At 71.8% G+C, this 12,066-nt stretch carries 8 protein-coding genes, 1 tRNA gene and 1 pseudogene; 3 read left to right on the top strand and 7 right to left on the bottom strand.

The genetic code is table 11. From position 1 onward, the window contains the following. Nucleotides 1-226 (top strand): transposase (locus AB0N14_RS20580; protein WP_366027117.1); only part of this gene is annotated, 226 nt, incomplete at its 5' end. Here the strand turns inward: AB0N14_RS20580 and AB0N14_RS20575 are convergent. After that, nucleotides 201-750 (bottom strand): annotated as a pseudogene (locus tag AB0N14_RS20575) (hypothetical protein). The gene AB0N14_RS20580 and the pseudogene AB0N14_RS20575 overlap by 26 nt on opposite strands. A gap of 115 nt (nucleotides 751-865) precedes the next feature. On the opposite strand from AB0N14_RS20575, the gene AB0N14_RS20570 reads away from it, so the two are divergent. Continuing rightward, on the top strand, nucleotides 866-1,066 hold the full coding sequence (locus AB0N14_RS20570) for a hypothetical protein (protein WP_366027116.1): 201 nt from the start codon (nucleotides 866-868) through the stop codon (nucleotides 1,064-1,066). Nucleotides 1,067-1,084: 18 nt separating this feature from the next. Here AB0N14_RS20570 and AB0N14_RS20565 read toward each other — a convergent pair whose 3' ends face one another. Further along, nucleotides 1,085-1,387 (bottom strand): hypothetical protein, encoded by a 303-nt coding sequence (locus AB0N14_RS20565; RefSeq protein WP_366027115.1) that lies wholly within the window; start codon nucleotides 1,385-1,387, stop codon nucleotides 1,085-1,087. Between the two features lie 23 nt (nucleotides 1,388-1,410). Here AB0N14_RS20565 and AB0N14_RS20560 point away from each other — a divergent pair, with 23 nt between their 5' ends. Next, nucleotides 1,411-2,253: a site-specific integrase gene (locus tag AB0N14_RS20560; protein ID WP_366027113.1), complete on the top strand. Its 843-nt coding sequence runs from the start codon at nucleotides 1,411-1,413 to the stop codon at nucleotides 2,251-2,253. Between the two features lie 149 nt (nucleotides 2,254-2,402). Here the strand turns inward: AB0N14_RS20560 and AB0N14_RS20555 are convergent. From AB0N14_RS20555 to topA, 5 genes are all read right to left on the bottom strand, one after another. Beyond that, nucleotides 2,403-2,479: transfer RNA gene (locus AB0N14_RS20555), tRNA-Thr, on the bottom strand. A 108-nt stretch (nucleotides 2,480-2,587) separates the two neighbouring features. After that, entirely contained in the window at nucleotides 2,588-4,126 is a 1,539-nt protein-coding gene (locus AB0N14_RS20550) for an alpha/beta hydrolase (protein WP_366027112.1), read from the bottom strand. 210 nt (nucleotides 4,127-4,336) lie between these two features. Continuing rightward, nucleotides 4,337-5,542, bottom strand: coding sequence for a DNA polymerase III subunit delta' (locus tag AB0N14_RS20545; protein ID WP_366027111.1), 1,206 nt, complete (start codon nucleotides 5,540-5,542; stop codon nucleotides 4,337-4,339). A gap of 99 nt (nucleotides 5,543-5,641) precedes the next feature. Further along, nucleotides 5,642-8,824, bottom strand: coding sequence for a dTMP kinase (gene tmk, locus AB0N14_RS20540; RefSeq protein ID WP_366027110.1), 3,183 nt, complete (start codon nucleotides 8,822-8,824; stop codon nucleotides 5,642-5,644). A 146-nt stretch (nucleotides 8,825-8,970) separates the two neighbouring features. Beyond that, entirely contained in the window at nucleotides 8,971-11,829 is a 2,859-nt protein-coding gene (gene topA / locus AB0N14_RS20535) for a type I DNA topoisomerase (RefSeq protein ID WP_366027109.1), read from the bottom strand. Nucleotides 11,830-12,066 lie beyond the last annotated feature (237 nt).

Below are 12,066 nucleotides of genomic sequence, written 5' to 3'. Positions count from 1 at the left end.
AACGTCCTGTGGGCTCTCATCCGTGACGGACAGTGCTACCAAAGCAACCTCCCCGTCACTGCTGCGGCTTGACAACCTCATTAGGAGGTGGATCGTCGAGCGCCTCTTCGCCCACCTGATGCGAAGCCGCCGCCTGACCCGCGACTATGAGCGGCGCACGGCCAGTGCCGAGGCGATGGTCTACTGGTCGATGACCATGGTCATGAGCCGCCGCCTGGCCCGCTGACCCCGCGGGCGGGTGTGAAGGCCCGGTGCCAGCTTGGCCAGCCAGCCCCGGGCCACCAGGCGTTTCGCCTTCGACCGCAGTGCCTCCACCCGCGCCGGCACCACGTCCATGCCGAACTCGGCGGCCATCTCCTGGCAGGAAAGCGGCCCCTGCCCGAGCCGGGCCCGGTCGGCCGCCACCTTGAGGATGCGCTGGTAGTCCACCGACAGCGCCGACCAGGCCAGTCCCTCGCGCCGTACCGGCACCTGAGACTTCGGCTTCGCCGCCTCCGCCGGCTGCGGCCCCATTCCTGGCTGCCCTTCGGCGGCCGGCACACTCTCGTCGGCCCGGGCACGGTCCTGCCCGGGCCCGTCCGCCGGGGCCAGCACCTCACCGACCTTCGAGCGGGCGATGACCCACTCCTGCCATTCCCGCTCGGCCACGGCCAGCTCGGCCTGGATGCGGTCGGCCTCCTTCCGAAGCTCGTCCACTCGGCGGCGAGCACCCGGCTCGCGCTGTTCCAGCAGTCCGACCAGCGACGGCATCCACGCCCCCCACAGCAGCGACGACGTGACAAGCCGTCACTCCCACCAGATCACCGAACCCATGCCTCACCAGCGAAAACGCAGTCCGCACGTCCGGAAAGACAACAGCTCCTTAGTGACGACGGCCCTGCAGCGGGCAATACTGCGCGAGCTGTGCATGGGCCGCACGCAGGCGCAGGCCGCGAAGAACCTGGGAATCGGTCCGGCCTGGATCAACGAGCAGCTGGGCCAATTACGCAAGAAGCTCGGCGTTCAGACCCTGAACGAGGTCATCTACTGGTGGGCGAAGTCGCCCGACCACGAGCTGCAGGACTGAGCTGCGCGCAACACCCGCCTACGCGGCCATCTCTGTACGCCAGCTCAGCGTGACCCGGTCGTCCACATCCCGTACCCCGCGCGCCCGCGCGGGGTGGACGAGGACCTTCTCCACCAGCAGTGCCGTCAGGCTCCGCTTGGAGCTGTGTGGCGCGTGTTCCCACCAGCGCGCCAGGTCCTCAACCCCGCCGAGTGGCACGTCCACGATCTGCTCCAGGAACCGCAGCCGGGCCCTCTCCTTCTTCAAGCTGGCCCCGATGCGCCGGTCAGCGGCGCCGAAGGCGGCCCGCGACAGCTTGCGCCCCTCGTACGGCTCGGCCAACTCCTTCCGGGCCTTCTCCCAAGGTGACCAAGCCCCGCGCGCTGGCCTGGACTGCCCCGCGGGTGGCCCGCTGGAAACGCACCGGCGAGAAGCCGTCCCCGGTCATGGTCTGGACGCTGCAGCAGACGGCGGAGTTCCTGGACTTCATCGTCGAGGACCGGCACTTCGTCGGCTGGCACCTGGTCCTCTTCCACGGCTTGCGCCGCGGCGAGCTGTCCGCCCTGACCTGGGACGAGATCGACCTGGACGAGGAAGTCATCCACATCACCGAGCAGTTGGTGTCGATCTCCTACGAGATCCACGAGGACACTCCGAAGGCCGATAGCGTGCGCGACATCAAGCTCAACCGCGACTCGGTGATGCTGCTCAAGGCGTGGCGCGATCGGCAGCGCGCCGAGCAGGAGGAGTGGAAGGCCAACAACGCCTGGAAGGACTCGGGTAACCGGGTCTTCACCAAGGAGGACGGCTCCGCGTACCACCCGCAGTTCTTCACCGACCGCTGGGAGCGCCTGGTGGAACTGTCCGGCCTGCCGCCGATCCGGCTCCACGACGGCCGCCACGAGGCCGCGAGCCTGGCACTGGCCGCCGGCGTCGCCCCGAAGGCCGTGCAGGCGATGCTCGGGCACTCGTCCATGCGGATGACGACCGACACCTACCAGACGGTGCTGCCCGAGATGCACGCCGCTACCGCCTCGGCGTCCCTGGACCTCATCACCGCCTACCGGAAGTCGCAGGAGGCAGCGCAGGAGACGCTCGGGCACGCCTCGGTGCGGACGATCACCGACGCCTACCAGAAGGCGCTGCCCGAGCAGGCAGGGAAGCAGGCCGCGAAGAGGGCGAAGAGGCAGCGCAGGCGGGGGGCCTGACAGGCGTGTGGCCCGCCTTTTCTGCACCCTGGCCACACCGCGGCCACAGCGGGGGGTTTTGAGCCCTGAACAGTGAGTGGTTCAGACCACAGGACGATCAAGGAAACGACAAAGGGCCTGGTCAGAGGTACTGACCCGGCCCTTTCTTATGGAGCCGCCTTCGGGATTCGAACCCGAGACCTACGCATTACGAGTGCGTTGCTCTGGCCATCTGAGCTAAGGCGGCGCGCTGCCCGCACTATGGTGCGATCAGCAACGTCGGTAAGTCTACACAGTTTCGGAGGGTGCTCTGACCACCCCCCGGAGGCGGGGCCTCCAGGGAGCGGCGCGGCTCCTACGAGCAGCGTTTTCCCTTCGCCGGTGGCGTGCCGCGGAGCAGATACGCGTCGATCGTCGAGTCCACGCACCTGCTGCCGCGGCCGTATGCCGTGTGGCCGTCGCCGTCGTACGTGAGGAGCCTGCCGGAGGAGAGCTGGGAGGCGAGGGAGCGCGCCCAGCGGTAGGGGGTGGCCGGGTCGCGGGTCGTGCCCACCACCACGATCGGCGCCGCCCCCTTCGCCTGGATGCGGTGCGGCCGTCCGGTCGCACGCACCGGCCAGTACGCGCAGCTCAGCGACGCCCAGGCCAGTCCCCGCCCGAACACCGGGGAGGCCTTCTCGAACGTCGGGAGCGCCTTCTCGACGTCCTCCGGGCCCGAGAACGCAGGCGGCAGGTCGAGGCAGTTCACGGCCGCGTTCGCGAACATCAGGTTCGAGTACCTGCCGCCCGCGTCACGCTCGTAGTAGCTGTCCGACAGCATGAGCAGCCCGGCGCCGTCGCGGTTCTTCATCGCCGAGGTCAGCGCCTGGCGCAGCCGGGGCCAGGCCGCCTCGTCGTACATCGCGGCGATCACTCCGGTCGTCGCCAGGGCCTCGCCGAGCCTGCGGCCGTCCGCGTCGCCCGTGGGGATGGGTGACGCGTCGAGCTTCTTGAAGAACGCCTTCAGCTTGTCGCCGACCTTCGCCGGCGACGTGCCCGGGCCGCCCAGCGGGCAGTCCGATCGCCGGACGCAGTCCTTGGCGAAGGACTGGAACGCCGTCTCAAATCCCGCCGTCTGCTCCTGGTTGAGCCTGCGCGCGGACAGGGCCGGGTCCATCGCACCGTCCAGCACCATCCGGCCCACCCGCTGCGGGAACAGTCCCGCGTACGTCCCCCCGAGGAACGTCCCGTACGACGCCCCCACGTAGTTCAGCCTCCGGTCGCCGAGCACCCCGCGCAGGATGTCCATGTCCCGGGCCGCCTCGACCGTCGAGACATGGCGCAGCAGGGCCGCCGAGTGCCGTCCGCAGCCCTCCGCGAACCGCTTGAAGGCATCCACCAGGCGGCGCGTCTCCGCCGGGCCGTCGGGGGTGATGTCGGTCTGCGCGTACGCGTCCATCCGGGGGCCGTCGAGGCATTCGACCGGCTCGCTGTGGGCGACGCCGCGCGGGTCGACGGCGACCATGTCGTAGCGGGCGCGGATCTCGGCCGGGTAGCCGACGCCCGCGTACTGCTCCAGATAGCCGACCGCCGAACCGCCCGGCCCGCCCGGGTTCACGAGCAGCGACCCCAGGGGCCTGCCCTGGCCGGTGGCCCTCTTGCGGGCCACGGCGAGCCGTACGTCGTCGCCGGCGCCGGGCTTGGCGTAGTCGCGCGGGGCCTTCATGGTGGCGCACTGGAAGCCGGGGACGCCGCAGGTGCGCCAGGTCAGCTTCTGTGTGTAGTACCGGGCCAGCGCCGAGGGGGGCGACTGGGGCAGCGCGGCCAGGGCCGTGCGCGCGGTCGTCGAACCGCCGGGGGAGCAGGCCGAGACGAGCAGCGCGGCGGCGGCGAGCAGCGTGCCGCCCGTCCGCATCGCGGGGAGAGAACGACGGGAGTCTCGGGGACGGCGGAGGGGGTGCAGAAGGCGGGACGGTCCGGGAATGCGCCTGGTGTGCATTTCGTGAGCGTAACCGTGCGCGACGGATTGATGCCGTCCAGTGACGCAGGCACCTCGTACGAGTGACAAAGTACGCGGGCGACCGACCGCACCGCCCCACCCACGGAAGAGGGAAGGGTTTCGCCGTCATCCCGCTCTGAGCGCCATCGTCATGGCCTCCACCGCCAGCAGCGGGGCCACATTGCGGTCCAGGGCGTCCCGGCACGCGGCGATCGCCTCGATACGGCGGAGCGTGGCCTCGGGTGTGCTGCCGCGGGCCAGCCGCTCCAGGGCGTCCTCCGCGTCCGTGTTGGCGAGGGCTGCGCGGGAGCCGAGCTGGAGGGCGAGGACGTCGCGGTAGAAGCCCGTGAGGTCGGTGAGGGCCTGGTCCAGGCTGTCGCGCTGGGTGCGCGTTCTGCGGCGCTTCTGCTTGTCCTCCAGCTCCTTGATGACGCCCGCGGTGCCGCGCGGCATCCGGCCGCCCTGCGTCGCGCCGAGCGCCGCCTTCATCTCCTCGGTCTCCTTGGCGTCGATCTCCTCGGCGAGCTGCTTGGAGTCGTCCGTGGCCGCGTCGACCAGCTCCTGGGCGGCTCTGAGGCAGCCGCCGATGTCGTCGAGCCGCAGCGGGAGCTTCAGAACGGCTGCTCGGCGGGCGCGGGCCCCCTCGTCCGTGGCCAGCCTGCGGGCACGGTCCACGTGGCCCTGGGTGGCGCGGGCGGCGGCGGCAGCGATCTCCGGCTCGATACCGTCGCGCCGCATGAGCATGTCCGCGACCGCCTCCACGGTGGGCGTGCGCAGGTTCAGGTGTCGGCAGCGGGAGCGGATCGTCGGCAGGACGTCCTCCAGGGACGGCGCGCACAGCAGCCAGACCGTGCGGGGAGCGGGCTCCTCCACCGCCTTCAGGACCGCGTTGGCCGACTTCTCGTTCAGCCGCTCGGCGTCCTCGACGAGGATCACCTGCCAGCGGCCGTTCGCCGGCGACGTGAACGACTTGCGGACCGTGTCGCGCATGTCGTCGGCGAGGATCTGGGTGCCGACGGCGGCGACCGTGGTGACGTCCGCGTGGGTGCCGATCAGGGCGGTGTGGCAGCCGTCGCAGAAGCCGCAGCCGGGGGCGCCGCCGAGCGCGCGGTCGGGGCTCACACACTGCAGCGCCGCGGCGAAGGCCCGCGCCGCCTGCGTACGTCCCGCGCCGGGCGGACCCGTGAACAGCCAGGCGTGCGTCATCTTGGACGCCTCGGGCGGCGGGGTGTCGGCGGCGGCCGCGGTGACCAGGGCGTCGGCGTCCCGGGCAGCCGCCTCGAGCTGCTCGCACACCTTCTCCTGGCCCACCAGGTCGTCCCACACGCTCACGGGGACACCGCCCTTCCGTCGTACTGCGCCCTACCGCGATCCATTGTGCGGGTCACCACTGACAACGGCGGCGGCGCCGACAGCCGGGGCAGGTCCCGCTCAGCGGCGCCTGCCGCGTCCCCGCCCGTCCCGGCCGTCGTCCCAGTCCTCGTCCTCCCGGGGGCCGAGCAGTTCGTCCGCCAGGGTCGGGAGGTCGTCCAGGGGCGTCTCCTCCGCCCAGTCCGGGCGCGTGCGGCGGGGGCGGCCGTCGGCGTCCAGCTGCGGCAGCTCGCGCGTACGGTCCTCGGCGCCGTCCGGTCGCGGAGCCGGGCGCTCGTCGCGGAAGAAGCCGGGCGGAACCCTGTCTTCCGGAGCACCGGCGCCCGCGTCCCGTACGGGCGGCAGGACGGCCGTCTCGTCGGTGGATCCCGGCACCACGGGGGGCAGCACCGCCGTCTCCTCGGCCGCTCCCTGCGGCTCGGGCGGCGCCGGCAGCTCCGCCGTGGTCTCGGCGTCGATGTCTCGCGCCCGCACCGGTGGCAGGACCGCGGTCTCGTCCAGCGGCCCGCCGGACGCGTTCGTCGGCGTCACCAGCGGCGTGGGGACCGTCGTCTCGTTGTCCGGCGACGCACCCCGTGCGGGCGCGCCGGATCCGGCGTCTCCCTTGGTGGGCGAAGCCGATGCCGCCGCCGCGGCCGACGCCGCAGCCTCCGCCGCGGCCCTGCGCGCCTCCTCGGCCCGCAGCAGTGCCTCCTCGGCCTTCCGCTGCTTCTCCAGCCGTCGCTCCTCGGCCTCCGCCCGCAGCCGGGCCTCCTCCTCGGCCTCCCGGCGCCGCCGCTCCTCCTCGGCCCTGCGCCGCGCCTCCTCCTCGGCCCGGGCCTTCTCCTCGGCCAGCAGCCGCGCCTTCTCCTCCTCGGCGCGCCGACGGGCTTCCTCCGCGCGCCGCCGGGCCTCCTCCGCCTGCCGCTCTGCCTCGCGGCGCTGCGCCTCCTCCAGCTCGCGCCGCTTGCGCTCCTCCTCCTCGGCGCGCAGCTTGGCGAGCTGCTCCTGGCGCTCGCGCTCCAGCCGCTCCTCCTCGGCCTTGCGTGCCGCCTCTTCCTCGGCCTTGCGCCGGGCCTCTTCCTCGGCCTTGCGGCGGGCCTCCTCCTGCGCTTTCAGCTCGGCCTCGGACAGCGGGAGCATCTGGTCGAGCCGGGCCCGGATCACGGTCGTGACCGCCTCGGGCTCCTGTCCGGCGTCGACGACCAGGTAGCGCGCGGGGTCGGCGGCGGCCAGCGTGAGGAAACCGGACCGCACACGCGCGTGGAACTCGGCCGGCTCCGACTCCAGCCGGTCCGGCGCCTCGGTGAACCGCTCCCGCGCGGTCTCCGGCGCGACGTCCAGCAGGACCGTGAGGTGCGGCACGAGGCCGTCGGTCGCCCAGCGGTTGATGCGGGCGATCTCGGTCGGGGACAGGTCACGGCCCGCGCCCTGGTAGGCCACGGAGGAGTCGATGTACCGGTCCGAGATCACGACGGCGCCCCGCTCCAGGGCCGGACGTACGACCGTGTCCACGTGTTCCGCGCGGTCCGCCGCGTACAGCAGCGCCTCCGCGCGGTGCGACAGGCCGGCGCTGGAGACGTCCAGCAGGATCGACCGCAGCCGCTTGCCGACCGGAGTCGCACCCGGCTCACGGGTCAGCACCACCTCGTGGCCCTTGGCGCGGATCCACTCGGCGAGCGCCTCGGCCTGGGTGGACTTCCCGGCGCCGTCGCCGCCCTCCAGGGCGATGAAGAATCCGTTCGCCGCGTGGGCGTGCTCCGGATCGTCACCGCCGCGCAGGGCGTCGAGCAGGTCCTGCCGCAACGGCACACCGGAGCGGTCGTCGACCTTGGCGAGCACCAGTGCGGCCACGGGCAGCAGCAGCGCGCCGACCAGCATCAGCGTGAAGGCGGCGCCGCCGTGCGCGAACACGAACCTGCCGTTCTCCATCCGGTGCGGCCCGATTGCCCCGGCCACTACCGGCGCCACGAGCGCGCAGAGCGCGACGCCCACCCGGACGACCGCGTGGAGATGCTCGGTGGTCCGCGCCCGGCGGTGCTCCTCGGCCTCCTGGTCGAGCAGCGTGTGCCCGGTGTTCGCGGCCACGCCCGCGCCGATGCCCGCGAGCAGCGCGATCAGCAGCACGCTGGTGACGTCCGGGTCCAGACCAGCGGCGAGCAGCGCTATCCCGGTGACGGCGATCGCCAGCGCGAGCAGTCGGCGCCGCGACAGCGCGGGCAGCACGCGGGGCGCCGTACGGATGCCGACGACCGCGCCGCCGGTCAGTGCGAGGACCAGCAGGCCGAGGAGCACCGGGCCGCCACCCAGGTCCTTGGCCTGCAGCACACAGACGGAGACGGCGGCCGCGACCGCCCCGGCGACGGCGGCGCAGGCGAGCACCAGGAGCGGGAGCGCGCCCGTGCGGCCCTTCGCGACGCCCGCGTCCGTCCGGGGGCGGCGCAGGCCCTCCAGCGGCGACCGTGCGCGGGGGGTGCGGGTGTCGGGCAGCTCGAGCGAGGTGGCCACCGACAGCGAGGCGGCGAACAGACCGGCCGCCACGTACGACGCGAGGGCCGCCTGGTGCTGGCCGAACCAGGCGATGCCCGTGCCCAGCAGGTTGTTCACCAGCGCCACCACGACGAGTCCGGCAGCGCCCAGCGGCACCGCCACGAATCCTGTCCGCTGCGACAGACGGCGCAGGGCGTCCATGTGGTCCGGCAGCGGACGCACCGTCGCGCCCTCCAGGGGCGGCGCGGGCAGCAGGGCGGGCGCCGCGCTCTCGTGGCACACCGTCCAGAAGCGCTCGGCCACGCCGGTGACGAAGGCGGTGACCAGCAGGAGCGCGAGCGCTCTCCCCGGGGTCCAGTCGATCCACAGGGGGGCGACGATCAGCAGGGCGGCCCTCACACCGTCCGCACCGACCATGGTCCAGCGGCGGTCGAGCGGCCCCTCCTGGGACGTCAGCGCGCTGAGCGGGCCGAGGAGCACGGCCCCGAAGAGCAGGGTGGAAAGAATCCGCGCGCCGAAGACGGTCGCGATCGCGAACGCCACACCCCGGTAGCCGCCGCCGAACGAGCCCTCGGCGATGGCCGCCTGGAGGACGAGCAGGATCAGGACGAGCACGGCGAGCGCGTCACCGATGCCGCCCACGAGCTGGGCGCTCCACAGCCGCTTCAGCTGCGGCTGGCGCAGCAGGGCGCGGACTGCGCGCTCGCGGGAATCCGCGACCAGGGCGTCGTCGGGGGCCGCTTGGGGGGCCGTTGGCTGCTCGGCTCGCGTCATGCATTCAGACTATCGGGAGCCACCGACAGCATGAGGAGGCCACTCGCCATGTACACACGGCCCGACACCGAACCGATGCCGGACCGTGTGTTTAGCGAAGGGGCTGTGAGGAACCGGTGCCCCTTCGGGCTCGGTCCTCTTCCGCGTCAGTCCTCCGCGGTGCCCTTCGACGCCGCCGTCTTGGCGGCCGTCTTCTTCGCCGTCGTCGTCTTCTTCGCAGTCGTCTTCGCGGCGGTCTTCTTGGCGGCCGTCTTCTTCGCCGCGGTCGACGTCGTCTTCTTGGCCGGTGCCTTCTTGACGGCGGCCTTCTTCGCCGTCTTCTTCGCGGGCGCCTTGGCGCGCTTCTCCGCGAGCAACTCGAAGCCGCGCTCCGGAGTGATCGCCTCCACGCTGTCGCCGGAGCGCAGGGTCGCGTTGGTCTCGCCGTCGGTGACGTACGGCCCGAAGCGGCCGTCCTTGACGACGACCGGCTTCCCGCTCACCGGGTCCTCGCCCAGTTCCTTCAGCGGCGGCTTGGCGGACGCCCGGCCACGCTGCTTGGGCTGGGCGTAGATCGCCTGGGCCTCCTCCAGCGTGATCGTGAAGAGCTGGTCCTCGGACTGCAGCGAGCGCGAGTCCGTGCCCTTCTTCAGGTACGGGCCGTAGCGGCCGTTCTGCGCGGTGATCTCCTGCCCGTCGGCGTCGGTGCCCACGACGCGCGGCAGCGACATCAGCCTCAGCGCGTCGTCGAGGGTCACCGTGTCCAGGGACATCGACTTGAACAACGAGGCCGTGCGCGGCTTGACCGCGTTCTTGCCGGTCTTCGGGGTGCCCTCGGGGAGGATCTCCGTGACGTACGGGCCGTAGCGGCCGTCCTTGGCGACGATCGGGCGGCCCGTCTCCGGGTCCGCGCCCAGCGGGCGCTCGCCGCTCGGCTTGGCCAGCAGTTCCTCCGCCAGCTCGACGGTGAGCTCGTCGGGCGCGAGGTCGGCCGGGATGTCGGCGCGCTGGTGCTGCTCGGTGTCCTTCTCACCGCGCTCGATGTACGGGCCGTAGCGGCCGACCCGCAGCACGATGTCGTTGCCGACGGGGAACGACGACACCTCGCGCGCGTCGATCGCGCCCAGGTCGGTCACCAGCTCCTTGAGGCCGCCGAGGTGGTCCCCGTCGCCGTTCCCGGCGTCGGCCGCGGTGCCGTTGGTCCCCGCGGGGAAGCCGCTGCCGGATGCCGTCTCGCCGAAGTAGAACCGCTTCAGCCACGGCACGGCCTGCGCCTCGCCCCGGGCGATGCGGTCGAGGTCGTCCTCCATCTTCGCGGTGAAGTCGTAGTCGACGAGCCGCCCGAAGTGCTTCTCCAGGAGGTTGACCACGGCGAAGGACAGGAAGGACGGCACGAGGGCCGTGCCCTTCTTGAACACATAGCCGCGGTCCAGGATCGTGCCGATGATCGACGCGTACGTCGACGGACGGCCGATCTCCCGCTCTTCGAGCTCCTTGACCAGGCTTGCCTCGGTGTAGCGGGCCGGGGGCTTGGTCGCGTGGCCGTCGGCGGTGATCTCCTCGGCGCTCAGCGCGTCGCCCTCGGCGACCTGCGGCAGCCGGCGCTCGCGGTCGTCGAGCTCGGCGTTCGGGTCGTCGGCGCCCTCGACGTAGGCCTTCAGGAAGCCGTGGAAGGTGATCGTCTTGCCGGACGCGCTGAACTCGGCGACCCGGCCGTCGGCGGCGGTGCCGCCGATCCTGACGGTGACCGAGTTGCCGGTCGCGTCCTTCATCTGGGAGGCGACGGTCCGCTTCCAGATCAGCTCGTAGAGCTTGAACTGGTCGCCGGTCAGTCCCGTCTCCGCCGGGGTGCGGAAACGATCACCCGAGGGCCGGATCGCCTCGTGCGCCTCCTGGGCGTTCTTGACCTTGGCGGCGTAGGTCCGCGGCGCGTCGGGCAGGTACTCGGCCCCGTACAGGTGCGTGACCTGGGCGCGGGCGGCGGTGATCGCCGTGTCCGACAGCGTCGTGGAGTCCGTACGCATGTACGTGATGTAGCCGTTCTCGTACAGCTTCTGCGCGATCTGCATGGTGGCCTTCGCGCCGAAGCCGAGCTTGCGGCTCGCCTCCTGCTGCAGCGTCGTCGTACGGAACGGGGCGTACGGCGAGCGCCGGTACGGCTTGGACTCGACGGACCGCACCGAGAAGCGGGTGTCCGCCAGGGCGGCGGCGAGGGCACGGGCGTCGGCCTCGTGGAGATGGAGGATCTGATCGCTCTTGAGCTGTCCCAGGGAGTCGAAGTCACGCCCCTGCGCGACCCTCCTGCCGTCGACGCTCTGCAGACGGGCGACCAGCGACGACGGGTCCGAGGGGTCCCCCGCGCGGCCGGTGGCGAAGGTGCCCGTCAGGTCCCAGTACTCGGCGGAACGGAACGCGATGCGCTCGCGTTCCCGCTCCACCACGAGACGGGTGGCGACCGACTGGACACGGCCGGCCGACAGGCGCGGCATGACCTTCTTCCACAGGACCGGCGAGACCTCGTAGCCGTAGAGCCGGTCGAGGATGCGGCGGGTCTCCTGGGCGTCGACGAGCTTCTGGTTCAGCTCGCGCGGGTTGCGCACGGCCTGCTGGATCGCGTCCTTGGTGATCTCGTGGAAGACCATCCGCTTGACCGGGACCTTCGGCTTCAGCACCTCCTGGAGGTGCCAGGCGATGGCCTCGCCCTCGCGGTCCTCATCGGTGGCGAGGAAGAGCTCGTCGGATTCGCGCAGCAGATCCTTGAGCTTCTTGACCTGCGCCTTCTTGTCGGCGTTGACGACGTAGATCGGCTGGAAGTCGTGTTCGACGTCCACGCCGAGGCGGCGGACCTCGCCGGTGTACTTCTCGGGCACCTCCGCGGCGCCGTTCGGAAGGTCGCGGATGTGCCCGACGCTCGCCTCGACGGTGTAGCCCGGGCCGAGATAGCCCTTGATCGTCTTCGCCTTGGCAGGCGACTCGACGATGACGAGTCGGCGGCCGCCCTGTGCGGTCTCGCTGGTCGGGGACAACTTCGCTCTTCTCTCCGGTCGACGCTGGGGCCTCCCCAGGCCTTGGTCCCGGGGTGAGGTCGCTTTCTGGCTCGCTGGTGACGCTGCGGAGTGTGACGGTACATCCCGCCCCCGTGTCAAACGGGAAAAGCCCACAACGGCCACTCGAACGGTAACCCGACTACCGGCATTCCTGCCGCCCGGACTGTCCAGCGGCTTTTTCGGACCTGTCCGGAGCGTGATCTCCCAGTCACTCCG

Origin of the sequence: Streptomyces sp. NPDC051104 (assembly GCF_040682835.1) — a bacterium.
Lineage (GTDB): Bacteria > Actinomycetota > Actinomycetes > Streptomycetales > Streptomycetaceae > Streptomyces > Streptomyces cynarae.
Note: the sequence above shows the minus strand (reverse complement) of the source record. Positions and strands in the feature narration are given on the sequence as shown.